The following is a 24,050-nucleotide window of genomic DNA, read 5'->3' on the forward strand; positions in this document are numbered from 1 at the left end:
AATCACATTGATGGTTTTTCAAAATGAATTCCCGAATTTGCGATGAACCGATTTCGCCGCATCGTCGCCAGGGAGTCTCGTTGATCGAGACAATCTTGGTGGTCATGTTGCTGGCGTCGGCAACGGTCGCGGGGTCCTTTATGTTGAATGGCCAGTGGCTAAGTCGACGCGGCGCAACCGATTTGACCAACCATGTGTACGAAACCATCACGATGTCTCGCAACACTGCGATCAGCCATCAAACAAACGTGCTTATTCGGCACGACAATGTTGGCGGGCACGAAGTGCTGACGATCGTCGAAGAAGCTGGCCCATTTTCAGCGGGAAAGAAATGGCAAGTTGATCTCGGCGAACACCTCAAGATTGATGGCTCGCCGACTGAGATTTGGTTCAAAGCGACTGGATCCGCGGACCGAGGTTTGGAATGGAAAATCAGCGACGGTGTTACTGCCGGACTCGTCTTGGTGACCCCTGTCGACGGCAATGTGACTCGCAAACTGCCCTGAAAGCTTCAACATGAATCATTTGCAATTTAAAAAAACGCTTCCCAGACATCGCCGTGGCGCTTCGTTGATCGACGTTGCGATTGGATCGATGCTGCTGTCATTGCTGTTGATTCCATCGGTTCGCTGGATCGGTCAATCGCAAACCATCAACCAACGGGTTGAAGATCGGGATGCAATGCTGTTCGAAGCCGAACAGTTAATCGAGACCCTAACGGTCAAAATGTCCGAACCGAGCGCTTTCGATGACGCCTTCAACCGTCCGATGGACAGCGTGACGAAGGTCCAAACACCAGGCGGAAAGATCTACCTTGCTCGCTACCAAGTTGGCCCCGATAAAACTTTGCCGTCGTCAAAACTATTGACGCTGACCGTGACAGTTTGGCGGGATACCGATTCGGACGGCAACCTAGACACCAACGAAGTCACTGAAACTCTGCAAACTCAAGTGGCGGCGCCGTAATGAGCAATCCCAAACCACTTCGTTTCAAACCCCGTTCAAATCAACGCCATGGAATCAGCTTGATCGAAGTGATCGCGTGTACTGCGATCGTTGCAGTCATGATCGTTCCGATCGCCAGCGTGATCCGAGCGTCCGGACGAGCCATCGCAAGTTCGGCGGAAATGAGCAACGAAGCAAAGTTGCGATCTGGGATCCGTTGGGTCAAAGACACCATTGGCAATGGAGCTGTGGTTAACGTCGGCTCGCGAAATCTAACGCTGTTGATGGCTAGCGGTCAAAAGGGCGAACTGGTTTTAGATTCGAACAATCTGATTTTCAGCGACGGTCGCACCAAAACGGTCGTGCTAGAAAATATTGGGCGATTTGAATGCGAAGCGATTATGCGATCCGAAAAACCGACCAGCATGATCGGAGTCGCGATCCGAATCGAAGGCAAAGACCCCAGCACCGGAACTGCGTTCAAACTTGAGTCGCTGATCGCGACCGCTCCCCAATCTTCATGATCCGCGTCTTGCGACAAAGAATAGACTGATGTCAAAACACCCACGAAAACGCAATCGTCGCGGATCCGCGCTCTTGATTTGCACGCTCGCTGCCACCGTATTGTCAATGGCAACCATCGCGATCATTCGCAGCAATCAGCGCAGCGTCGCTCGCGTTGATGCGAACCGAACGGCGATTCAGGGCCGGCTTTTCGCCGATGGTTTGTTGCAGCGTTCGCTGGCAATGTTGCGAGTCGATCCGAAACTAAGCGGCGAGATTCGTGACAAGTATTCAAAGCATCCTGAACAACGCATCGAACTACGTCCGCTGACTTCGACGACCACGATGATCCAAGTCTTTCTTTACGAAGGATCCAAAATTCCAGCGGTCAGCCGAATCGTTGATATCGAGTCACTGGCTAATGGTGGAAACGGCGTGGTCAGCGGAAGTGCAGAAACCGTTGGTATGAAGCCCGTTTACTAAACGACCACGAAAATCAAAAAAAACAGCGTGGTTAAAAACGACAAGAAGACCTTACTGGCCTAAGTCAATCAAGCAGCGCCCGTGTTAACTGCCCGCTGATTCTTCCGCTCGATGCATCGCCTCGAGTGAAACTTTCAATTGGTTTCGAGCACGGCTCAATCGGCTACGGACGGTGCCGATTGAAATTTCCAGAATTTCGGCGATGTCTTCGTACGAGTGCTCTTCCATTTCTCGCAGCACCAGAATGCCGCGATGTTCCTCGGTCAGCGTCAGCATGGCTTGGCGAACCGATGCAACACGCTCGCGGCGCAGCATCGGTTCATCGACGGGCACCGTCTCGTCGACAACTTCGAGTCCGTTGATCTCGCGCCAGTAATCCAGCGATATCTTGGCACGCTTGCGACGGCGTTTCGACAGAGCACTGTTGAAGGCGATCCGGTACAGCCACGTAAAAAATTGGCTGTTGCGTTGAAAGGTATCTAGCTTGACGAATGCACTAATGAACGCCTCTTGCACAACGTCTTCGGCATCTTCGGGCGAGCCGGTGACTTGCAACATGGACGAAAAGAGCCGGTCTTGATGCAATTGAACCAATGATGTGAACGCAATACGGTCACCTTCAAGGGCTCGGTCGATCAGATAAGACTCTTCCGCCACTCGACGTCTTTCGCAAACTAAAGGACACCACGACTTCTACGATGGTCCTCTAGTTTATCAACCGTCGCCAATGAAAACCTGAAGATCACGATCTTTTCTCGGCCAAGGCGACATGCACTTCCGACAAATTCGTCTGCTAGTTCAGTTCGCCGGTGCCCAGAGACCCGCTTAAGTGTCGCTGAAGATAGGTCGCTCGCTCGACATTTCGGTCAGACGACCCCAATAGCCGGCCGTGCAATTTTTGCAAGTGAGCGGGCTGCGTATCGATAAACAGCTTGTTGATAGTGCCAACCGGAACATCGCTGATCAGCCCCAAATTGACGCCCATTCGCACCTTTGACAGGTAATGCATCGTTTCTTCGCTGCTGATTTTCTTGGCTGTGCTTAGGATTCCAAGCGCTCGGCTGACGTCATCGTGCAGATCTTTCTGGCCTTGATTGACCAGGAAGTCGCGTGCTTTTCGTTCGTATTCAATGATACGCGGCACAACGTTCTCGCCGACCAGCGCCACCAGATCTTCCTCGCTATGGCCGAGCGTGATCTGGTTACTGACCTGATAAAAATCGCCGGTGTACTGGGATCCTTCGCCGTACAAACCTCGCACAGTGACGTTGATCCGTTGCATGCTGCGGAACACTTTTTCGATCTGCTGGGTGATCACCAAGGCAGGCAAGTGCAACATCACGCTTACGCGCAGTCCGGTTCCCACGTTCGTTGGGCAAGCCGTCAGGTAACCATATTTTTGGTTGTAAGCGTAAAGGATGGATCCTTCCAGCTGGTCATCCAGCGAGTTGATTTGGTCCCAGGCACTTTTCAGATCCAAGCCACTGTGCATGACCTGAATTCGCAAATGGTCTTCTTCATTGACCATCACGCTGTACTGTTCGTTAGGGTCGATCGCGACGGCGCGAGACCCTTCGGCATCGGCGATTTCGCGGCTGATCAATTGTCGCTCGACCAAAAACTGCCGATCGATTTCCGACAACTGTTCGATGTCGACATAGCGAATGTCTTCCCAGCCCTCGATCGCTTCCATCCGAGCACGAACGGTCCGTTCGATGCTCACACGGTCTTCGTCGCTGCAACGACGGATGAAAGGGAAGTCGGCTAGATTGCGTGCCAATCGAATCCGGCTGCTGATGACGATGTCGGATTCCGGGCCGGTACCGCGAAGCCATTCGCCAGAGTGCAAGGCAAGTTTGCTGAAGTCAGTGTCGCGTTTCACTAGGACCGGTCTCCCGACGACTTCTTGGAATCGCCTTTTGTTTTTTTGGCAGCCGATTTGGCGTCGTCTTCGCCAGCTTCGATTCCGGCGTTTTCAATTTTTCGAAGCTCGTCTCGAATTTCGGACGCTCGTTCATAGTCTTCCCGCTCGATCGCTTCCTCCATCTCGCGTCGCAACTGGATCATGATCGCTTGCGAGTCCGCCGAAGCAGCCGCCCGTCGCGGTCGTTTGCCGGTGTGTTCGAGCGAATCGTGGATATTGATCAGCAGCGGTTCAAGATCGGATTCGAAGTGGGTGTAATCGTACGGGCACCCCAACCGACCGGTGCTACGAAATTCAAAGAAACTAATCCCGCAAACCGGGCACTCTTTGCGATCAAGCTCGGCCAATTCCTTCTTGGTCTGACCCAGATTCAGTTGCTTGGCCAGTGCCCCAGCAACCGAGACAGCGGGGCTAGCATTGTCTTTTTGCAAGAAACCGCGTGCGTGTTCTTCGCAGAGGTGCATCACCTGAGGCCCGTTGGGCTCGGTCAGTTCGGTGATGTGAAAAGTCGCCGGTTTTTCGCAGTATTGGCACTTCATGATGGACTCCGATGGGCCGCGGCCGCCGTTACTGCGTTCGCTGAAAACGCCCCTCCGACCTGAGCATGGATTCTATCGCTGCCCTGGATACTGTCAACGAAGGGGCTGCGGGCGCAAGCGCCCCTGACATGAGGGCAATGACGGGTGCTTTCGCCAACCAAAGCCGCCGTCCGGCTTCCGTTTTCCGGCGACACGGTTTTCTTGCTACACCATTTTCATTGACGAACCGTTTGATTAGTGCACAGTCCCCTACACGCGAAGCGGGGCGGGCACGACACTGATAGAGCGTCTAAGATCACACCATGCCTCTTGCCGAACCGCAGTTCTTGTCGCACTCGTTCTCTTCGATCCCTGGCCGCCACACTGACCAACACACTTTCGATGCACACGCCTGACGCCACGCACGCTTTGGTGCTTCACACACCAGCCGCAAATGATTTTGCCGGGCTGGCCGTCAAACATGACTTTGTTCCGGTCTATCGGCGTTTGCTCAGCGACACGCTGACGCCGGTGACGGCGTTCCGGTTGCTCGACGACGGCGGCCCTGCCTGCTTGTTCGAGAGCGTGATCGGCGGCGAGAAAGTCGGTCGATACAGCTTTCTTGCGGCCCAACCAATCCGCCGCTTCGTCGCCCGCGGCCAGCAGATCACGTTGACCGAGAGCGATGGGTCGCCGCCGGAGCAATCGACCGCCAAAGATCCGCTAGACGAATTTCGTCGACACTTTCATTTCTCGGTCGCGGCGCTGGATGGGCTGCCACCGTTCGTTGGCGGCGCGATCGGGTATGCCGGCTACGACGTGGTCCGTTACGTCGAACACTTGCCCAACGCACCGGCCGATGACCGCGAAATCCCTGACTTGGATTTTGGTTTCTACCACACGCTTTGCGTGTTCGATCACGTCGACAAGACCATCACGATCGTGTCGTTGGCCGATTGCCGCGAAGTCAAAGACGCGGCAACCGCCGACCAGGCCTATCGCGACACTTGCCAGCGAGTTGACGAGACGATTGCCAAGCTTTCCGTCGGATCCAGCGGCCACACGCCCGACGAATGGAATCCCAAATCCTGGCAGCAATCGATCGCCAAGCGGCCTCTCGAAGCCGTATCGAACTTCACCAAAGAAGCGTTCGAAGCCGCCGTGCGGACCTGTGCCGAGTTCATCCGCGCCGGTGACATTTTCCAAGTTGTACCTAGCCAACGCTGGTCGTTGAAAACGGATGTCGATCCGCTGGAAATCTATCGTTCCCTGCGAGTGGTGAACCCCAGCCCGTTCATGTTCTTCGTTCGCACCCCAGACTGCGTGCTGGTCGGCTGTTCGCCAGAGATCATGTGCCGGGTGGCCGATCGTACTGTCACGGTGCGACCACTTGCTGGAACTCGCAAACGGGGCAAAGACGAAAAAGAAGATCGCCAACTCGAAAGAGAACTGCTCGCCGACCCCAAGGAACGCGCCGAACATGTGATGCTGGTCGACCTGGGACGCAACGACATCGGACGCATCGCCAAGTTCGGCAGCGTCGAGTTGACCGAAATCATGGTCGTCGAACGGTACAGCCACGTCATGCACATCAGCAGCGAAGTGCAGGGCAAATTGCGAGACGATCTGGACGCCTTTGATGCCCTAAAGGCCTGCTTGCCAGCCGGCACTGTGTCGGGCGCCCCCAAAGTGCGAGCGATGGAAGTGATCGATTCGATCGAGCCTCATCGCCGTGGCCCCTATGGTGGAGCGGTCGGCTACATCGACTATCGCGGCAACATGGACACCTGCATTGCACTGCGAACGATGGTGATCAAGGACGGCATCGTCTACGTCCAAGCGGGCTGTGGCGTTGTCGCCGACAGCGATCCGTCGGCGGAATACGAAGAAACGGTCAACAAGGCTCGGGCATTGATTTCAGCGGTCGAGCTAACCGTGACCCGAGTTGGCCGTCCATCGAAATAAGGCGGCTTCATCGGTCGGCATCGTATCGGCGACTCCAACCGCCGTTGACTTCCAAGGTTTGCCCGGTCAAGAACGAGTTAGCCGGATCGGCGAGATAGCAGACGGCTTTGGCGATATCGTCGGGTGATCCCCAGCGACCCATCAACGACTGGTCCTTGGCTCGGCTGTCCCAATACTCACTCGTTTTTTCGCCCCATGATGTTTGGATCCACCCCGGCGCGACCGTGTTGATTCGCACTTTTGGTGCCATCGATTGGGCCAGGCTTTTGGCGAATGCCGTGACGGCCGCCTTGACGGGACCGAACATCTGACCGGCGTCGCCTTCCATCCCGGCGGACGATTGGTCCCAGCCCAGAAATACCATCGACGGCGGCGATGAACTGTCCTGTGATAAGCTATTCTGTGCCGCCAAACGCTCGGCCACTTGCCGCGACAAGCCGATCGTGCCGATCACGTCGACGTCCATCAAGTGTTTTAACTTCCGTTCGAAATTCCAAGCTCCCGCGTCGCCGGTCAAAACGTCCGCACCGGCATTGTTGACCCAGGTTTGAATCGGCCCAAGTTCGTCGAACGCCCGGTCTATCAATCGGCGTCCGTGCTCGGGATCGGCCAAGTCCGCAGGAATCGCAACCGCGGTGGCTCCGGTTTCTTCGATGGCAAAAGCCGTCTGCTGAGCACCGAGCAAATTCTTGCGATAATGAACCGCGATTCGGCTGACTCCGGCGTGGGCCAGACCAATGGCGATGGCCCGACCGATTCCGCTGGAGGCACCAGTGACGACAGCCGCCGTAGATTCAAATGAGCCAGACAAACGCAGAAACCTCGGAACGAATAAGTAGAACCAGCCAGAGTCGCCGCATCCTAGCGGCGACCATCTGTTTTCGGGAGGGTGAAGTTTGGACGCGGTACAGGCAGCCGAGGGAACCTGATAATCCACTGGCAGGCCCAACTGGCTTGGAAAGCCAAACAGCCACAGCGCCGTTTTGACGCTTACCCTTGCCGCCTTCACGCCCGTGTGACTAATCTGCACATTCCAAATGGTGGCGACGAACGATTTTTTCACGTTTTCGTCGCAATCTGGGCGTTTTTATGCCCAACCGACCGGTCCCGAGGTTTCCGCCTTGCCGGGATTCGGGGAGAATACGGTCTACGCCATAGCTACGCAAATTTGAGTCAAGCCAATTCGGGGCGAGCAAGCTTGCCTGATCTGAGGGAATAAAACGAAACATGTCTGAATCTGAAACTGTCGCGAAAGCCGAAATCGCCCAAAACTTAGGCGAATTGCAACGTAACGCGGATGTCGATGTCGACTCGGCAGAGACCCAAGAGTGGCTCGCGTCGCTCGACTACGTGTTGCAGAGCAAAGGCCCCGAGCGCGTCAAGTTTCTAATCGACCAGCTTCGCGACCGTGCCGCCGAAGAAGGCGTGCCATTGTCGTCCGACACATCGACACCCTACGTCAACACGATCGCCCCTCACGAACAGCCTGCCTACCCAGGCAACCGCGAACTTGAACGACGAATCAAGTCGATCATTCGCTGGAATGCAATGGCGATGGTGGTCCGAGCCAACAAGCGAGGCGGCGGCGTCGGCGGTCACATCAGCACTTTCGCATCGAGCGCGACGCTATACGAAGTCGCTTTCAACCACTTCTTCAAAGGTCGCGGCGAAGACGGTTACTCGGGCGACTCGATCTACTTCCAGGGGCACGCCTCGCCTGGCATGTATTCGCGTGCATTCGTCGAAGGACGTTTGTCCGAAGAGAAACTCGAAAACTTCCGCCGTGAATTGGCCGATGGCGGCGGACTGAGCAGCTATCCCCACCCGTGGTTGATGCCCGATTTCTGGGAATATCCAACCGTTTCGATGGGCTTGGGGCCGATCATGGCGATTTACCAAGCGCGGTTCAATGAATACATGAACGACCGCGGAATGAAGGACACCAAGGGCCAAAAAGTCTGGGCGTTTTTGGGTGACGGCGAATGCGACGAGCCTGAAACTCTCGGTGCGATCGGACTGGCATCTCGCGAAAAACTGGACAACTTGATCTTCGTCGTCAATTGCAATCTGCAACGACTCGACGGTCCTGTTCGCGGCAACGGCAAGATCATTCAAGAATTGGAATCGATCTTCCACGGTGCTGGCTGGAACGTGATCAAAGTCATCTGGGGTAGCGAGTGGGACGATCTGCTGGCCCGCGACAAAACCGGTCTGCTGGCAAAGCGAATGAACGAAGTCGTCGACGGCCAGTACCAAAAGTACACGTCGATGCCGGGCAGTTACGTTCGCGAACACTTCTTCGGCAAATACCCCGAACTACTGGAATTGGTCGCACATCTGTCGGACGAAAAGATTGAAAAGATCCGCCGGGGCGGCCACGATCCCGAAAAGGTTTATGCCGCTTACAAACGAGCAATGGACCTGAACAACGGTAAGCCAACGGTGATTTTGGCGAAAACGATCAAAGGTTACGGCCTGGGCGAAGCCGGCGAAGGACGCAACGTCGCGCACAACCAAAAGAAGATGAACGAGGCCGAACTGCTAGAATTCCGAACTCGTTTCGGCATCCCAATCAGCGACTCGGAAGTCGGCAACACACCGTTCTATAAGCCATCGGATTCCAGTACTGAAATCAAGTACTTGAAGGAACGACGCAAGGTGCTTGGTGGCTCGGTTCCTAGTCGCCCGACCGTCCATCCGACCATGGAAGTTCCTTCGCTGGAAGAATTCCAAAAGGTCATCAGTAAGATGGAAAACAAAAGCATCTCGACGACGTTTGCGTGTGTGCAAACATTGATCGCGATGTGCCGTGACAAGAAGATTGGCAAGAACGTTGTGCCGATCGTGCCTGACGAATCACGCACCTTTGGTATGGAAGGTATGTTTCGCCAGTTCGGGATCTACGCTCACGCCGGCCAACTTTACGAACCCGCCGACTCGGGAATTGTCTCGTACTACAAGGAAGCGCAGGACGGCCAAATCCTTGAGGAAGGCATCACCGAATGCGGTTCGATCAGCAGCTTCAATGCCGCCGGTACCGCTTACAGTTGCCACGGCGTCAACATGATTCCGTTCTACATCTATTACAGCATGTTTGGCTTCCAACGGATCGGTGACTCGATCTGGGCGGCGGCCGACATGCGAGCGAAGGGTTTCTTGGTCGGTGGCACCGCAGGTCGCACGACACTAAACGGCGAAGGTTTGCAACACCAAGACGGGCACAGCCTGCTCAACGCGATCGCGTTCCCAACCGTTCGCGCTTACGATCCGGCGTTCGCTTATGAAGTCGTCGTGATCGTGCAAGAAGGTTTGCAACGAATGTACGCCGATGGCGAACAGTGCATCTATTACATCACCGCGGAAAACGACGAGTACGTTCATCCGCCGATGCCCGAAGGATGCGAAGAAGGCATCATCAAGGGAATGTACAAGTTCAAGAGCCAAGACGCTGATGGCGAGAAGGCTCGCGTGCAATTGTTTGGCAGCGGTGCGATCCTGAACTCGGCTTTGAAGGCTCAAGAAATCTTGGCTGAAAAGTTCAACATCTCCAGTGATGTGTGGAGCGTTACCAGCTACACGCAACTTCGCCGCGAAGCGGGTGCCTGTGAACGCTGGAACCGATTGCACCCGACCGAAACACCTCGCAAGAGCTACCTCGAAGAAACGCTCGAAGGCGTCGAAGGTCCGTTCATCTCGGCCAGCGACTATGTGCGAGCACTCGGCGAGCAATTGACTCCGTTCATTCCGGGCGACTACTTCGTCCTGGGTACTGATGGCATGGGTCGCAGCGAAACTCGCGAAGCCTTGCGTCGCCACTTCGAAGTTGATGCTGAATCGATCGTAATCGCCACGCTGTACCGACTCGCAAAAGCCGGAACATTCAAAATGGCTGACGTCGCCCAGGCGATCAAAGACTTTGATTACGACCCTGAAAAAGTCGACCCGTACTTTGCCTAACCCACCGGCGTTCGATCGACTTTCCTAAAACCTAATTCCTAGCACCTAACACCGATCTTCCCCATGACCGAAGTCAAACTTCCCGAACTCGGCGACGGCATCGAATCCGGCGACGTCCTTGAAATTTTTGTCGCTGTCGGTGACGTCATCAACGAAGGCGACGACATCGTCGAAATGGAAACCGACAAGGCGACCGTGCCCGTTCCGGCGTCACACGGCGGCAAAGTCTTGAAGATTTTGGTCAAGGAGGGCGATACCGTGCCGATCGGTGGCGTGCTGATCGAAGTCGAAGCAGCCGCAGGATCCGCCGCACCGGCGCCGGCACCTGCCAAGCCTGCCCCGGCCGCAGCACCGGCTCCCAAACCAGCGCCACCCGCTGCAGCAGCTCCTCCACCGGCTCCCGCGCCTGCCGCTGCCCCAGCTCCTGCCGCTGCCCCAGCTCCTGCCGCTGCCCCAGCACCAGTCGCCACGCCGGCACCCGCTGCACCAGCACCGCCTACAGCCAAAGCAGTTTCGAACGCGGGTTCAATCCCCGCTGGTCCTGCGGTCCGATTGTTTGCTCGCGAAGTCGGCGTCGACTTGTCGACCGTACAAGGCAGCGGCGATGGCGGGCGCATCATCCGCGAAGACATCCTGGCCGTCGTCCGTTCGGGCAGCCAGTCACCGAAACAAAGTGCATCGACACCCAAGTCGGCTGACGCCAGACCGGTCACGCCTGGGCTTCCCGGCACCGCCGAAAACGACGATTTTGGCCCGGTTCGCGTCGAGCGGATGAGCAAGATTCGAAAAACGATCTCGCGTCAGATGCACGCTTCATGGTCGCAAGTCCCACGCGTCACCAACTTTGACGATGCCGACATCACCGATCTGGAACGGCTTCGCCAATCCAGCAAGGATGACTACGCCGCACAAGGTTTGAAACTGACAACGATGCCGTTCCTGATCAAAGCGGTCGCGACGGCGCTGCGTCATCACCCGTCGATGAATGCCGTCATTGATGAAGCGAACGAGCAAATCATCTACAAGGATTACGTCAACGTCGGAATCGCCGTCGACACTGACCGCGGCTTGGTCGTGCCAGTGATGTCGGATACCGATCGTATGGGCGTGCCCGCGATCACTCGCTCGCTAGCCGAAATGGCTGGCAAAGTTCGTGGTGGCAATTTTGGCATGAACGATCTGAAAGGCGGCTCGTTCACGATCAGCAATCTGGGCGCGATCGGTGGCCAGTACTCGACGCCGATCGTCAACGTTCCCGAAGTCGCGATCCTGCTTGTTGGCCGCAGCCGCAAGCTGCCCGTCGTGATGTCGGACGATTCAATCCAGCCACGCCTGATGATGCCGCTAAGCCTGTCCTATGACCACCGCTTGGTCGACGGCGGAACCGCAGCACGATTCTTGAACGACGTGATCGGATTCTTAGAAGCCCCCAGCCGATTGTTGCTGGCTCTGTAAACCGCGAGAAGTCGCAGCGAAAGTCGCCAAGACTTTCGCCAATTGTCGGCGACCGAAACTCTTGACGAGTTTCGTCACCTGAACGCTGATCGGACGACAGTCGCTAGCTGTTTTCTGCTTCGATGAACTCAAGCGGCTGAGTCTCGGTGACGTCGGCCACTCGGATCGCCAATTCGCCGGCCAAGATTCGCCGGAACGTCTTGCCAACGATCTCGCCCCGCCATCCCTTCAACAACGATGGCTCGTTGTCGACATCGCGTCGATCCAGTTCGTATCCCAGCAACTCTCGCACGTCATCTGCGTTTCCGACGATCGACGGTGCGAGCTTGTGTTGGCGACTGATGCACGCGATCGAAGTCGACAAGAATTGGCTCAACATTGGCGAAACCGCCCGCCGAGTCCCACGTGGACGTCGCGGCAAGTCTTCGTCCGGCGTGTCGTTGGCCACTTGGATCGCAGCCGCAATCGCTTCGTATTGATCGTTGAAACCGCGTCGTTCCATGCCCCGGATCCCGCGAATCTTCTGGACGTCGCTTGACCCCTTCCTGGCCAATTCAACCAACAGGTCGTCTCGCAGAATTCGCTTGGGCAGCCGGTCCAGTTCCTTGGCACGGGCTTCACGCCACAGCCAAATCTGACGCACTGTTTCCAATTTGCGCGGGTTCAATCCTGAAGCACCACTGACGCGGCGCCAGTTCTCACGAGTCTCGCCGTCGATCACTTTCTGCTGAAAGATGCCGGTCTCTTCTTCCAGCCAACTTTCGCGATTGAGCTTCTTGGCCATTGCCGACAATTGATCATGCATCGCAAACAGATCGGTCACGTCCTGCAGTGCGTAAGTGATCTGATCCTCGGTCAGCGGCCGGCGCATCCAATTTGTCCGTGTCTCCCCCTTGGGCAACGTCTTGCCGACCATCCGCTGAACCAACGTGCCCAGCGACGACGGGTACTCCATCCCGACGAAACCTGCGGCCAGTTGAGTATCGAACAGTCCTGCGATCGGCTTGCCGGTGAAGCGGATGCAGAAACGAGCCTCTTCACGAGCCGCATGGGCGATGACGGTTCGGCCGGGCTCGACCAGCAGATTCCAAAAAGGCGTGGTGTCCTCGACGGTCAACGGATCGATGATCGCCAACCGGTCACCGGCGACGACTTGGATCAGACTTAGCAGGGGACGATAGGTGTCTTCGGAGACAAATTCGGTGTCGAATCCAATCCGATCGCATGCTGCGATCTCGTCGCAGAATTGTTCGAGTTGGGCGACCGTATTTATGGACTGGTAATTCAACGTTACGCTTGAAGTCAAAAGGGATGTCAGAAGAGAATCGTTCGCGAGGGAAAACGCCGATGCCGGCGTTATCTTGCTGACAGCCCCCGACTTTAACTGCCGCCGTGGCACTCGCCTATCCACTTTGACATCAAATGCCCCTTGGCGATTCCCAAACATGGCAATCCAGGATACTTTTATTGATCCGGCAGGCTTTAGCCCCCCAGGTAAAATCCGCCCGACTCAGTGGCTGGTCAGCTTGAGAAGCATCGAAGAAGTCGAAATCGCAGCCAAATACCCGATCGATATTCTGGATTTGAAGGAGCCGCAGCACGGCCCGCTAGCCCCCGCCAGTGCCGAACTGTGGCTCGCCGCCGCTCAAAGCGTCGCCTCCCTAGGCGAAAGAGCTCCTAAATTGTCGGCGGCGCTCGGTGAACCAGACGAAGCCAGAACCGTCTCAGGCGACTTGCCGACGCGATTTGACTTCGCCAAGGCAGGCCCAAGCGGATGCGATTCGGCCGCAAAGCTGGTGCAAATGTGGGACGACGTTCGCGACCGCCTTCCCGCAACCACCGAATTGGTCGCGGTCGCCTATGCGGATCACGGCGCAGCGAATTCACTGGCTCCCGAATCCGTGTTCGAATTAGCCAAGCAAGCCGGACTGGGGCGATGCCTGATCGACACCTATTCAAAGAATGGAAAATCGACACTCGATCATCTTTGCCCCGAACGACTCAGTGCTATCCATAAATTAGCCAGTCAATTACGACTTTGGTGGGCGCTGGCCGGTTCGATCCGAATCGGTGACGTCGACTGGCTAGGTCAACAGAACGTCCGACCAGATTGTATTGGCGTCCGAGGTGACATTTGTACTGAAGATCGCACCAGTCCGTTGTGTGAAACCCGAATGAGTCTCTGGTCAAATCGCCTTGCCAAGAATTAACGATTCGTTTGCAGGCCACTGCCCAAAAGGCTTACCTAGAACGACCAAACCAGCGGAATGACCGTCATCGAGACGACAAACACAATGATGCTTAGCGGCAACCCAAACTTCACATAGTCGCTGACCCGGTAACCACCGACGCCATACACCATCATGTTGGTTTGGTAACCGAACGGCGTTAGAAAGCTTGCCGACGCTGCGATCATCACCGCGATGATCATCGGTTCGGGTGCACATCCCAAACCCTCGGCCGCGCCCATCGCAATCGGGAACATCAACATGGCCGCCGCGTTATTGGTGATCAGTTCGGTGCAAAGCATTGTTGCCAAGTAAACAGCGGCCAGCGTTAAAATCGGATCGGAACCCGCCACGCCCAGCAACACGTTTGCGATCCCCGCTGCAGCGCCGCTTTGCCCCATCGCTGAACCAATGCCGATCGCCGCACCGATCACGATCAAGATCGACCAATCGATGCTGCGACGTGCTTCGGACGCGGTGCAGCAGCGAAATAGGATCATCGCAATCGCGGCGACCAAGGAAGCGCAAAGAATCTTTTGAGTCGTGGCAGCAAACAGCACCATCAACAACACGATCGCAATCGCATACCAAGCCTGTTCAGGACGACGAATCTCGGCCTGCTTGACCTTGCTGACCAAAAAGAAGTCTCGCGACTCGCCCTGGCGATGCAAAAACGACGGCGAGGCTTCGAGCAAAAGAACGTCGCCCGTTTCCAATCGCACATCACCTAGCTTCCCGGTCAATCGCTTGTCGCCTCGAGCTACCGCAACGACGGCAGCGTTGTAATGCGAACGAAATCGTCCCTCGCGGATCGTCTTCCCCAGCAGCCCGCATCGCGGACTGACAACGGCTTCGACCAATGTCCGTTGCCAAGCTGGCACTTTCAGCTTTCTCGCTTGATCGTCCGAGGTTGTTAGTCCACGAATTTTTCGCAGGTCCACCACGCTGTCAAGCGCGCCGACCAAGATCAGCACATCGTTGTCTTTCAAATACTCTTGCGGCTTGGCGGCGGCGATCGTGCCATCCTCACGCTGAATTTCGGCAATGTACAAACCTGGCAAATGACGCAGCCCCGCGTCCTCGATCGTCCGACCGGCCAACGGACCACCCGGTTCGACCTGGACTTCGACCGTGTACTGCCTTGGGTCATCCGACACACTGATCGCACCTCGACGATCTGGCAGCAACCAACGCGACGCAATGATCATGTAAATCACACCGAGGATCGTCGCGGGAACGCCGACCCACGCCGGGTCAAAGAAACCCAACTGACGATGCGTGGCGCCAGCGGCAATTTTTTCCGCGTTCAAGTCGGCGATCAACAGGTTGGTGCTAGTTCCCATCAACGTGCACATGCCGCCCAGAATCGCGGCGTAACTGAGCGGCAAGAGCAACCGACTTGTGCTGGTGTTGATTCGTTTTGCCAGGTCACCCACCACTGGCATCAGCGCCACCACCACCGGCGTGTTGTTCAAAAAACCGCTCATCACAGCGACCGGAACAAACAGCCTCGTTTGGGCTCCGGTAAGTGTCTTGGCTCGGTTCAAAAACCATCCGGTCGCGAGCTCAGTGCCCCCGGTAAATTCAAGCCCCGTCACCACCGCAAATAGAAACGCGACCGTCACCAAACCCGAGTTGCCGTAACCGGCAAAAGCTTGCTCGGCTGTTGGCAACAGGGTTGTTCCGCTGATGGCTTGGGCGACCACTAGGATCGCCAAGCACCCCAGCGCCAACAAATCAGTTGCGGCAACGCGAAACGCCAACGTCAAAAGCAACGTCAGCGCGACCGCGATGGCAAGCCAAGATTCCCAAGTTCCCATCAAAGACTCAACATTGGATCATGAACCCTTAGCTGGAAAGAACTTCGCCAACGTCGCTTCGTTTGGCTTCGGCGTGACCAATGATACGACGACCGTTGCGACCAAAGACGCGATAAAAATGGTTGCGACTGGCATCGTGTGAATCGTTCGCTCGCCAATCGTAAAGTCGACGGACCAGTTATCAATCGCACCAAAACCAGACGCTGAAAACAATGCGTACCAAACGCCCGCCGAAGTCAAAACGCCAGCGTAGGCGCCCCACTTTGAAAGGCCGCGCCAGTACACCGCCAACAGCGCCAATGGGAACAGACTGCTGAACCCACTGAAGCACCAAATTCCTAGCTGGAACACGCGTGTTTGAGCAATGTCGGTCAGGCTGAGAGCGTAGGTGACGGCCACAATCGCAATGATGAACACTCGCGAGATCGTGATGATCTGCTTGTCATTGAACCGATCCTTCCCGCCGTAGTGAACAACAATGTCAGTGGTGAACATCGTGCCGATGCACAAAAACTGGCTGTCCAATGAGGACATGATTGCCGCCAAAATACCGGCTAGCAGAAACCCACCTAGCACATCGCCCGACAGCGACTTGACCATGAAGCCCAAGACCTTGTTGGGGTCTCCGGCAATCGGCGGCGGAATGTTGATCAGGCCCGTGGTCGCCCAAACGCCGATCAAGACGCACGGAATCCACACAATCAAAATGAAGACCGGGTGCACGACGACTGGCAACTTGAATGCCGATGCGCTTTTCGCGGTTAACCAGTGCTGAAATAGGTGCGGAAACATGCCGACGGAAAATGGAATCAACATGTAGGTGAAGAACATCCACGGATCCATTCCCTCGCGAGTCCGAAACTGCGCCGGCGCTTCGACTGATTCAATTTGGTCTTCGGCAGTCACCTCAGCTCGTACCCGGCGAGCCTTGGGGATTTCCTGAGACACGATTTGCATCGAGTCCCAAAACCCAGTTGGTGGTTCAGTACGAACTACTCTTTGTCCGTCGACCAGTTGGTGGGCACGTCCGTCGGCAACCGACTTTTCCGCCAATCCGGTTGCGATCAAGTAAAACGCAACCACACCCAAAACCATGAACACGATGGTTTGGAAAGTGTTGGCCCAGGCTGTGCCTCGCATGCCGCCGAAGAAAACGTAAACCAAGACAACGACACAAATCACCAACTCGGTCAGCCAAGGCGGAATCGCACCGTTTTCGGTCAAACCAGGAAAGTCGCCTCGAGTCGCGCCTTCGATCGCTTTTCCAGCCGAGATCACTCCGACTAGCAAGTAGGGCACGACCAACCCGACCAAGATCGGGAACAACACCAAACCGATCTTGTCGCTGTCCAGTCGATCACGAAAGAACCCAGCCTGAGTCGTGTAACCATATTTTTTACCCCATGACCAAAGCTTGACGCCAAGGACAAAGAAGCAAAGGGAGTGGATGATCCCCGACGACGATGCCAGCAGACCGTAGACTCCGACGCCCTCGGCAAACGCCTCGCCCGTCGAACCGACCAACGCGAAACCGGTCATGGTGGTGCCGAACAAAGACATCAGCAACAGGAAAGGGCCAATCGAGTGACTCGCAAGCAAGTAGTCTTTCGAGGTGCCTTTGAACAGACGCGACGAGAATAAGCCGAGACAAAGCAGCAGCCCCAAATAGACGCCAATGATGACGACTTTGATCATTCCAGGTGTCATTGTGCCGCCTCCGATGATTCTGATTCGTCTTCCAAATGGTCGGGCCATGCAGTCAGCGCCGCGGTCAACCAGACCGCCGACGCCGCGATCGAGATGCAGGCATGATAGGCCAGCGTGACCGGGATGATACCGAACACAAGCCGATCGTTATCCCAATTCCAAATATCTTGGTGCAACACTACCAGCAGGAGAATGAGTCCCCAAATTACTTTCTTCATCAACGGCACTCTTGGTGGGATAGGTTTGGTGGGAAGGTCGACTGCAGTATCAATTTCGGTCGCGACAAAGGTTCCGCCACGGTTTGCCGGCCGCGGCTTACGAAGCACAGCGGCCGATCAGTGTAGTCTTCTCGCTTGGACGTGTTTAGCAGTCGGGAAAACGTTCCAACGTCAAATAAAAAAGCGGCTGGACAAATCCAGCCGCTTATCGATGTCTCTAACTAGCCAATTCAATGGCAATTGCTTCGATCAATGTCGGTGATCGACTAGTTCCCAAACGGATCGTCACCGAACGGGTCCGCGGCACCACCGGCGTCGCCACCAAACGGATCAGCACCGCCACCGGCGTTGCCGCCGAACGGATCGGCACCAGCACCCGCGTCACCACCAAAGGGATCGGCTGCGGGAGCATCGGCCGGCGCACTGCTGTCGCCGGCAACAGCATCATTCGCGAAAGGATCGTCCATCGCATCGGCCAACGCATCGTCTGACTCAAGCTTTGGTTCCCCCATGTCAGCAGGAAACGGATTGTCGTCAACTACGGGTGGCGCCGGCGGAGGCGTTACACCTGCCGCAGGCACTTGTCGCGGTGCTGGCGCGGGACTTGGCACGGCACCTGACAAACCGACGTCGGAACCATAACGTTGACGCGAACGAGCGGCTGACTCGGCCGCGAACTGCATACGCGCCTTGCGACGAATTTCTTCTAACTTGATTCTGCCAGAGCCCTGAAACCTCGACAAAGCAGCTCCGATCGAGCCGCTCCCTTCGCCACGTGCTTCTAAATCGGCACCTTGTTGCCAATCCGAATCGGCCTCGTAGCCGCGTCCTGAAGCACTTGCGACGATTCCACGGAAGTAATATGCCCGAGGATCTTTGCTGCCGTTGTTGATTGCCATCGACAACAACTCGTAGGCTTCGGATGTCTTTCCGGCGTTGTAGGCGTGGACACCTTGACCGTAAAACTCGGCCAATACGGCACTTTCGCCTTGAGCCTGAGCCGATGGGATGCCGCTGACGCTCGACAACAGAGCACCTGCGATGACGCTCAAAATTAACTTATTCATGGATGCGATCCTCTCCTAAACCTTTCGGTTTAGATGATGCTGTGGGAGCCAAATGGTAAAAATTTGCTTCCCGAGATAGGTGAACGAATGCTTGCCCGTCAGTCAAAAAAGTTTTCCCCGAGCGTACTTTTAGTCCACCAAACTGTAATCGTGGGTTAGGGATGCAGCAAACTTTTTCCACCGAAGTCAGCTAGCTTCCCCCCGAACACGGGAGTTCGCGTCGATCGAGGCGACCTTGCGATGCTAACAATTTTGGCTAAAGCTTGCCTACAAGCTCACTCGATCCAGCCGCCACCGATCACACGGGTCCCGTCGTAGACCACCGCGGCCTGGCCTGGGGCAACCGCCAACTCGGGCTCGTCAAACCGCACTGTAAACCGACTGGGATCGTCGGGCATCAACGCAAGCGACCCCGGAACGGGTGCCCCGTTGTACCGGATCTGGACCGAAACCCGCTCGGGAACGTCCGCCGCGTCGACCAACCAATTTGCTTCGCCGGCGACCAAGCTCTCTTTGGCAAGCGCCTCTTTTTTGCCGATCACCACCCGCCGAGTATCCGGTTCGATCCGGATGACAAAGTACGGCTCGCCCATCGCAACGCCTAACTTTTTACGCTGCCCCACGGTAAAGGCCTCGAATCCGTGATGCTGGCCGACAACTTTTCCTTCCGCCGTGACGATCTCGCCGTCGGTGTCGGACGATCGCTGCGGATCGCGAGCCCGAACAAAGTCGCTGTGGTGCCCCTGAGTCACGAAACAGATTTCCTGGCTATCTTTCTTACCCGCCACGCCCATCATCAGACTCTCAGCGATTTCGCGAATCCGCGGTTTTTCGAAACCGCCGACCGGCAACAGCATCCGGTCCAGCCGATCGCGGCGAATTCCGAACAGAGCATAAGATTGGTCTTTGTTAGAATCCAGTCCACGGTGCAACTGATTCACGCCGCCAATATTTAGCATCCGGGCGTAGTGACCGGTCGCCACAAATTCGGCGTTGACGCCATCGGCATAGTCGAACAACCGACCGAATTTGATCCACTGGTTACACCGCACACACGGATTGGGCGTCCGGCCACTGAGATAGTCGTCCACGAAATAGTCGACGATCCGGCCAAAATCCTCGGTCAAGTCGAGCGCATAAAACGGGATCCCCATTTTCGAGGCCACGCGCCGCGCATCCGCAGCATCCGACGCCGTGCAACACCCTTGCTTGTGATCGGCGCGTCCGGACGCCATCCCCCCCAACACTGGCAAGCTCGTCGCAGCGGCTTGATCATCGACCTTGCAAACAGCACTGGACTCTTCACCATGCCGCATGAACACACCGATGACTTCGTGCCCAGCGTCCAACAGCAAATGCGCAGCAACACTCGAATCAACGCCGCCACTCATCGCTAGAACGATCCGAGCCATGTATATTTCTCTTCGAATGTAGGCCAGGTAGTGCCCTGGCAGTTCAGTCGCCAGGAAACTCCCTGGCCCACAACTACGCGCCTATCCTACTGCAAGAATCAAGTACGACCATGGATGCAGACCTTACCAATCGCAGCAAAGAGATCGCCAAACGACTCAAACAGCTCGGAGACTCTCTTTGACTACTCTGCCAAACAGCAGGAAATCAAAGTCATCGAGCTGAAGATGGGCGAGCCTGACTTCTGGAATGATAACGAGTCAGCCCAGAAAACGGTCATGGACCTGAAAGGTCTCAAAGCGATCGTCGGCCCGATGAACGAGCTGACGGGGTCGGCCGAAGACATGTCGGCGATGCTTGAAATGGCCGAAGAAGACGATTCGATCGCCGCCGAAGTTGCCGCCGAAATTCAGCGACTCGAAAAGATCATCGACGATCTGGAATTGAAGGCGCTGCTAAACGGCCCCAACGATTCAGCCGGAGCGATCCTGTCGATCAACGCGCGCGACGGAGGCACCGACGCCAACGACTGGGCCGATATGCTACTGCGAATGTACTCGGCTTGGGCGGTCGGCGAAGACTACAAGATTGAACTTCTCGACCGACAAGACAACGACGAAGCCGGTATCAACCACGCATCCATCGCGATCCGTGGACCGATGGCGTACGGGTATCTCAAAGGCGAAGAAGGAATGCACCGGCTCGTTCGAATCAGCCCCTTCAACAGCGAAGGTAAACGGCAAACAAGCTTTGCCGCCGTCAGCGTGGCACCGGAAATCGATGACTCGATCGTCGTCAATATCGAAGACAAAGACGTCCGCATCGATACCTACCGTGCCAGTGGTGCCGGCGGTCAACACGTCAATAAGACCGACAGCGCCGTTCGCTTGACGCACGTCCCCACCAACACGGTGGTGCAGTGCCAAAACGAACGTAGCCAACATCAAAACAAGGAAACTGCCTTCAAGATGTTGCGAGCCAAGATCGCTCGGATCGAAGAAGATCGACGTGAAGCCGAAGAAGCTCGCAAGTACGAAACTCAGGCTCGTACAGGTTTCGGAAGCCAAATTCGCAACTACTTCTTGCACCCCGATCAGCGGGTCAAGGACGCGCGAACAGGCCACTACGTCGGCAGCTTCAACAGCGTCATGGACGGCAGCGAACTGCAAGGTTTTCTGGACGCCTTTCTGATGCTAAAGGCTGGCAAGATCGAAGCGTCGTCGTAATTTCGTCGTTAGCCCTGCGTCTCGTTAAGCGATCGTCGAAAATTAGTTCGGGATTTGACTCTCCCTCTGGGAGAGTCGGACGCAGTAGCGGCCGGAGAGGGTTTCACAATCAGCTTGTGAATACGGGCGTTATTTCGCAGCAAGACTTAAAACCATCACCGGGATTCTTCCTGGCGATGCGGCAAGACCGATTGATCAAGCGGCCTTACGAATCGATTGACCATCGTCGCGGCCATCGAGTCCGGCGATCGACGCGCGTTCGCGGCGAAGGTCGCGGATTTTGGCAGCGTGGTCGTGAAGGTTGGATTCCAAATCACGAATGCGATCGAGCGCTTTGGTATTCGCATCCAACGAGTCTTCGTGTTCGGCACTGACACGTTTCAAGTGAGCCATCAATTCGTTGATGCGATCCTGAAGCTCTTTGTTGACAGGACGCAATTGCTCGGCGGTCTGCAATTGATTGGCAAGCTTGGTGATGCTCGACCGCTGGGATTCGAGCGTCTTCTGCAACTCTGAAACCTCGCTGACCGATTGATCGTGCAGCTTTGCCTTTGCCTGCAACTGCTCCTTGGCTGCCTCGATCGCTTTCGCTTGATTTTGAATCTCGCCTCGCAGTGACACAAGCGATTTTTCCAGCTCGCTTCGCGACTTTGCAAGCTCGTCTCGCTCGGCGGCAATCACCGCTGTTTGTCGATCTGTCGCAGCCTGCTTCTGTTGCGATTGCGCAAGCGATTGTTTGGTTTGATCGAGTACCGCGACTTGTGATTGCAGTTCTTCGATTTGCTCGGCACGCTTCTTCAGTTGCGTTTCCAACTCGTCGCGTGATCGAGCGATTGAATCTCGCTGTCCAGCGGCCTGAGTTACCTGCTTGGCAGTCAACTGAATTTTCTGCTTAGCCTCGGCAAGCATTGCCGTCGTCTCGTCTAACAGTTCAACCTGCGACTGCAATTCGTCAACTTGAGCGGTTCGCTTCGTTAGCTGATCTTCCAGTTCCGCGGCGCGCTGACGCTGAGCGGATTGTTGCTCGATCGCCTTTGCCAATTCAGCGCGAAGTGGCCGATGTTGTTCCAGCTCATCTTGAATCTTCGCCATCGGTTCAAGCTTGACCCGCAGGACATGAATTTCTTTGGCCTGTCGTTCGATCTCAGACTTTTGAGTTGAAATCTGCTGGACGCGTTGTTGATTGACGGTCTTTTGTTCGCCAAGAACCAACGCGACTTCGGCCAATTCGGATCGAAGCGGCGTCAACTCGTCGACCTGCGTCTGCAAGCGATCGATCAACTCTTCGCGATTCGCAATCGCGTCGACCATCGCCTCTTTTTCGGACGAGACGTGATTGGCCCGCTCAGTTGTTTTCTGCAACTGTTCGTGCAAACCGCTGACTTGTGCTCGAAGCTGCTCGACCTCGTGTTCCCGGGCTTCCAGCATTTGGCGTTGTTCACCCAGCGAACTCGCCGCCGATTGCAAATCCGTTGCCAATTCGTCCCGCTCGGCCTTCACAGTGCCCGCGATCTCACGTTCGGCATCCAAGTCACTGATACGATCCAACAGCGTTTCCACTTTCACATTCAGGGCGTCCCGTTCTTCCCGCAATACATCCAAGTCCTCGCATCGTTCGACCAAATCGGCCTGAGTTTCCTTTAGCGACTGTGCCGATGATTCGCTTGCCGTTGTCAACTCAGCTACTTCTTTGCGAAGCGCCGCGATTGTTTGTGCGTTTTGTGTGGTGGTTTGGTCAGTCGCCTGAGCCTGAGCGTCGAGCGTCGCTGTCAGTTGCTCAATTTCAGTTTCCAACGCGATCTGGGTTTGTTCAAAACGCTTGATCGATTCCTCACGGTCGGCAAGCTGATCGGTCAACGCTTCGACCGCTTCTTGGCTGGACGCGGCATCACTGGTTTTCGCCTCAAGCTGTTCGCGAAGTTGCGTGGATTCATTCTCCAATCGCGAACGAATTTGTTCCACTTGAACAATCGTTTGGCCGTGTTCGCCAACCTGACGTTTCAGCGCATCGATGGTTTGAAGATAGCCCGACGAGGATTTCTCGCTCGCGTCCAAGCGATTCCGCAAGCTCTCTATCTCGACTTCCAACTCACGATGGCTGGCCTGCATTTCGGTGAACGATGTAGTTCGCTGTTCCAAGTCATGCTCGGCAGTTGTCTTCAACTTCAACGCTTCTTGCAACTGCGAAACCATCGCTTCGCTTCGCTTCAATTCGCTGGCGAATTTCTCGTCCGACAGATCTCGCTCGCCACGCAGGCGTGCCAGCTCGTCACCGGCCTGCAGTGCGGCTGACCGATGCTCTTCGTTTTGCTGCTGCAGTGATTCGTACTGATCCCGCAGATCCTGCAATTCGGAATCAACCGACTCGCTGTCTTTCCGCAGTTTTACGAATTCACGCTTGCGAAGCTTTGCCGATCCGCGTGCCTTGATGTAACGATTCTCGAGGCCGTTGATCTTTGCGTTATCGCCCGTTCGGTCGCGAAACCACATCAAATGGCCAATTAGAACGCCCGCCAATACAAAGAAAACAGCGGACACAAACGGCAAATTAAACAAGGCAGTCATCGAGTGATCCCAGCGATAGGCACTTCGGACCGATGCGTCATCCATGACGCACGGGTAT

General features: G+C 55.8%; 20 protein-coding genes. 9 read left to right on the forward strand and 11 right to left on the reverse strand.

What is annotated here, in order from left to right; translation table 11 throughout:
• The first annotated feature begins 23 nt into the window (after nucleotides 1–23).
• From Poly59_RS10065 to Poly59_RS10080, 4 genes are read left to right on the forward strand one after another with little or no spacing between them, the layout of a single operon-like run.
• Nucleotides 24–506: a hypothetical protein gene (locus Poly59_RS10065; RefSeq protein ID WP_146533925.1), complete on the forward strand. Its 483-nt coding sequence runs from the start codon at nucleotides 24–26 to the stop codon at nucleotides 504–506.
• A gap of 10 nt (nucleotides 507–516) precedes the next feature.
• Complete coding sequence (locus tag Poly59_RS10070; RefSeq protein ID WP_146533926.1) at nucleotides 517–966, forward strand: hypothetical protein; 450 nt, start codon at nucleotides 517–519, stop codon at nucleotides 964–966.
• The gene (locus tag Poly59_RS10075) at nucleotides 966–1,469 is read left to right on the forward strand and encodes a hypothetical protein (protein ID WP_146533927.1); all 504 of its coding nucleotides are present in this window, start codon (nucleotides 966–968) and stop codon (nucleotides 1,467–1,469) included. The genes Poly59_RS10070 and Poly59_RS10075 overlap by 1 nt, the downstream gene beginning before the upstream one ends.
• A gap of 28 nt (nucleotides 1,470–1,497) precedes the next feature.
• Nucleotides 1,498–1,932, forward strand: coding sequence for a hypothetical protein (locus Poly59_RS10080; protein ID WP_146533928.1), 435 nt, complete (start codon nucleotides 1,498–1,500; stop codon nucleotides 1,930–1,932).
• 84 nt (nucleotides 1,933–2,016) lie between these two features.
• On the opposite strand, the gene Poly59_RS10085 is transcribed toward Poly59_RS10080, so the two are convergent.
• From Poly59_RS10085 to Poly59_RS10095, 3 genes are all read right to left on the reverse strand, one after another.
• On the reverse strand, nucleotides 2,017–2,589 hold the full coding sequence (locus Poly59_RS10085; protein WP_146533929.1) for an RNA polymerase sigma factor: 573 nt from the start codon (nucleotides 2,587–2,589) through the stop codon (nucleotides 2,017–2,019).
• Between the two features lie 136 nt (nucleotides 2,590–2,725).
• A complete protein-coding gene (locus Poly59_RS10090; protein ID WP_146533930.1) occupies nucleotides 2,726–3,814 on the reverse strand; it encodes a protein arginine kinase in 1,089 nt (362 codons plus the stop codon).
• Nucleotides 3,814–4,395 carry a UvrB/UvrC motif-containing protein gene (locus Poly59_RS10095; RefSeq protein ID WP_146533931.1) on the reverse strand — a complete coding sequence of 194 codons (582 nt, stop codon included), beginning with the start codon at nucleotides 4,393–4,395 and terminating at the stop codon, nucleotides 3,814–3,816. Before Poly59_RS10095 ends, Poly59_RS10090 begins: the two co-directional genes overlap by 1 nt.
• Before the next feature lie 381 nt (nucleotides 4,396–4,776).
• On the opposite strand from Poly59_RS10095, the gene trpE reads away from it, so the two are divergent.
• Nucleotides 4,777–6,339, forward strand: coding sequence for an anthranilate synthase component I (gene trpE / locus Poly59_RS10100; protein WP_146533932.1), 1,563 nt, complete (start codon nucleotides 4,777–4,779; stop codon nucleotides 6,337–6,339).
• A 7-nt stretch (nucleotides 6,340–6,346) separates the two neighbouring features.
• Here the strand turns inward: trpE and Poly59_RS10105 are convergent, their stop codons facing one another.
• Nucleotides 6,347–7,402, reverse strand: coding sequence for an SDR family NAD(P)-dependent oxidoreductase (locus tag Poly59_RS10105; RefSeq protein WP_246151529.1), 1,056 nt, complete (start codon nucleotides 7,400–7,402; stop codon nucleotides 6,347–6,349).
• A gap of 164 nt (nucleotides 7,403–7,566) precedes the next feature.
• On the opposite strand from Poly59_RS10105, the gene aceE reads away from it, so the two are divergent.
• Together aceE and Poly59_RS10115 are read left to right on the forward strand one after the other, a co-directional pair.
• Nucleotides 7,567–10,296, forward strand: a complete 2,730-nt coding sequence (gene aceE, locus Poly59_RS10110; RefSeq protein WP_146533933.1) for a pyruvate dehydrogenase (acetyl-transferring), homodimeric type — start codon at nucleotides 7,567–7,569, stop codon at nucleotides 10,294–10,296.
• Between the two features lie 63 nt (nucleotides 10,297–10,359).
• Nucleotides 10,360–11,751, forward strand: a complete 1,392-nt coding sequence (locus tag Poly59_RS10115; RefSeq protein ID WP_146533934.1) for a 2-oxo acid dehydrogenase subunit E2 — start codon at nucleotides 10,360–10,362, stop codon at nucleotides 11,749–11,751.
• 103 nt (nucleotides 11,752–11,854) lie between these two features.
• Here the strand turns inward: Poly59_RS10115 and Poly59_RS10120 are convergent, their stop codons facing one another.
• Complete coding sequence (locus Poly59_RS10120) at nucleotides 11,855–13,057, reverse strand: ribonuclease D (protein ID WP_390621453.1); 1,203 nt, start codon at nucleotides 13,055–13,057, stop codon at nucleotides 11,855–11,857.
• Nucleotides 13,058–13,196: 139 nt separating this feature from the next.
• Here Poly59_RS10120 and Poly59_RS10125 point away from each other — a divergent pair, with 139 nt between their 5' ends.
• Nucleotides 13,197–13,961 carry a (5-formylfuran-3-yl)methyl phosphate synthase gene (locus tag Poly59_RS10125; protein ID WP_146533936.1) on the forward strand — a complete coding sequence of 255 codons (765 nt, stop codon included), beginning with the start codon at nucleotides 13,197–13,199 and terminating at the stop codon, nucleotides 13,959–13,961.
• Nucleotides 13,962–13,996: 35 nt separating this feature from the next.
• On the opposite strand, the gene Poly59_RS10130 is transcribed toward Poly59_RS10125, so the two are convergent.
• The 5 genes from Poly59_RS10130 to mnmA all read right to left on the reverse strand — a co-directional run bounded on the left by Poly59_RS10130 (nucleotide 13,997) and on the right by mnmA (nucleotide 20,203).
• Complete coding sequence (locus Poly59_RS10130) at nucleotides 13,997–15,799, reverse strand: SLC13 family permease (RefSeq protein ID WP_146533937.1); 1,803 nt, start codon at nucleotides 15,797–15,799, stop codon at nucleotides 13,997–13,999.
• An 18-nt stretch (nucleotides 15,800–15,817) separates the two neighbouring features.
• A complete protein-coding gene (locus Poly59_RS10135) occupies nucleotides 15,818–17,506 on the reverse strand; it encodes a sodium:solute symporter family protein (protein WP_246151530.1) in 1,689 nt (562 codons plus the stop codon).
• Nucleotides 17,503–17,724 carry a DUF3311 domain-containing protein gene (locus Poly59_RS10140; protein WP_146533938.1) on the reverse strand — a complete coding sequence of 74 codons (222 nt, stop codon included), beginning with the start codon at nucleotides 17,722–17,724 and terminating at the stop codon, nucleotides 17,503–17,505. Before Poly59_RS10140 ends, Poly59_RS10135 begins: the two co-directional genes overlap by 4 nt.
• Before the next feature lie 266 nt (nucleotides 17,725–17,990).
• A complete protein-coding gene (locus tag Poly59_RS10145; RefSeq protein WP_146533939.1) occupies nucleotides 17,991–18,791 on the reverse strand; it encodes a hypothetical protein in 801 nt (266 codons plus the stop codon).
• Between the two features lie 275 nt (nucleotides 18,792–19,066).
• Nucleotides 19,067–20,203 carry a tRNA 2-thiouridine(34) synthase MnmA gene (gene mnmA, locus Poly59_RS10150; protein ID WP_146533940.1) on the reverse strand — a complete coding sequence of 379 codons (1,137 nt, stop codon included), beginning with the start codon at nucleotides 20,201–20,203 and terminating at the stop codon, nucleotides 19,067–19,069.
• 110 nt (nucleotides 20,204–20,313) lie between these two features.
• Between mnmA and prfB the strand changes: the two genes are divergently transcribed.
• Nucleotides 20,314–21,427 (forward strand): peptide chain release factor 2 gene (gene prfB / locus Poly59_RS10155; protein ID WP_390621454.1). Its coding sequence is split into 2 segments (ribosomal slippage): nucleotides 20,314–20,382 and nucleotides 20,384–21,427, totalling 1,113 coding nucleotides; the frame shifts between segments, so codons are not numbered across the junction.
• 195 nt (nucleotides 21,428–21,622) lie between these two features.
• Here prfB and Poly59_RS10160 read toward each other — a convergent pair.
• Complete coding sequence (locus tag Poly59_RS10160) at nucleotides 21,623–24,037, reverse strand: coiled-coil domain-containing protein (protein WP_146533942.1); 2,415 nt, start codon at nucleotides 24,035–24,037, stop codon at nucleotides 21,623–21,625.
• Nucleotides 24,038–24,050: the final 13 nt, after the last annotated feature.

It is taken from the genome of Rubripirellula reticaptiva, assembly GCF_007860175.1.
In the GTDB taxonomy this organism is placed as follows: domain Bacteria; phylum Planctomycetota; class Planctomycetia; order Pirellulales; family Pirellulaceae; genus Rubripirellula; species Rubripirellula reticaptiva.

What these genes read in the sequence shown, in the direction of transcription:
- Poly59_RS10065 (WP_146533925.1), top strand. Translation starts at nt 24, where the DNA reads ATGAATTCCCGAATTTGCGATGAACCGATTTCGCCGCATCGTCGCCAG.
- Poly59_RS10070 (WP_146533926.1), top strand. Translation starts at nt 517, where the DNA reads ATGAATCATTTGCAATTTAAAAAAACGCTTCCCAGACATCGCCGTGGC.
- Poly59_RS10075 (WP_146533927.1), top strand. Translation starts at nt 966, where the DNA reads ATGAGCAATCCCAAACCACTTCGTTTCAAACCCCGTTCAAATCAACGC.
- Poly59_RS10080 (WP_146533928.1), top strand. Translation starts at nt 1,498, where the DNA reads ATGTCAAAACACCCACGAAAACGCAATCGTCGCGGATCCGCGCTCTTG.
- Poly59_RS10095 (WP_146533931.1), bottom strand. Translation starts at nt 4,395, where the DNA reads ATGAAGTGCCAATACTGCGAAAAACCGGCGACTTTTCACATCACCGAA.
- trpE (WP_146533932.1), top strand. Translation starts at nt 4,777, where the DNA reads ATGCACACGCCTGACGCCACGCACGCTTTGGTGCTTCACACACCAGCC.
- aceE (WP_146533933.1), top strand. Translation starts at nt 7,567, where the DNA reads ATGTCTGAATCTGAAACTGTCGCGAAAGCCGAAATCGCCCAAAACTTA.
- Poly59_RS10115 (WP_146533934.1), top strand. Translation starts at nt 10,360, where the DNA reads ATGACCGAAGTCAAACTTCCCGAACTCGGCGACGGCATCGAATCCGGC.
- Poly59_RS10125 (WP_146533936.1), top strand. Translation starts at nt 13,197, where the DNA reads ATGGCAATCCAGGATACTTTTATTGATCCGGCAGGCTTTAGCCCCCCA.
- Poly59_RS10130 (WP_146533937.1), bottom strand. Translation starts at nt 15,799, where the DNA reads ATGGGAACTTGGGAATCTTGGCTTGCCATCGCGGTCGCGCTGACGTTG.
- Poly59_RS10135 (WP_246151530.1), bottom strand. Translation starts at nt 17,506, where the DNA reads ATGACACCTGGAATGATCAAAGTCGTCATCATTGGCGTCTATTTGGGG.
- Poly59_RS10140 (WP_146533938.1), bottom strand. Translation starts at nt 17,724, where the DNA reads ATGAAGAAAGTAATTTGGGGACTCATTCTCCTGCTGGTAGTGTTGCAC.
- Poly59_RS10145 (WP_146533939.1), bottom strand. Translation starts at nt 18,791, where the DNA reads ATGAATAAGTTAATTTTGAGCGTCATCGCAGGTGCTCTGTTGTCGAGC.
- mnmA (WP_146533940.1), bottom strand. Translation starts at nt 20,203, where the DNA reads ATGGCTCGGATCGTTCTAGCGATGAGTGGCGGCGTTGATTCGAGTGTT.
- Poly59_RS10160 (WP_146533942.1), bottom strand. Translation starts at nt 24,037, where the DNA reads ATGGATGACGCATCGGTCCGAAGTGCCTATCGCTGGGATCACTCGATG.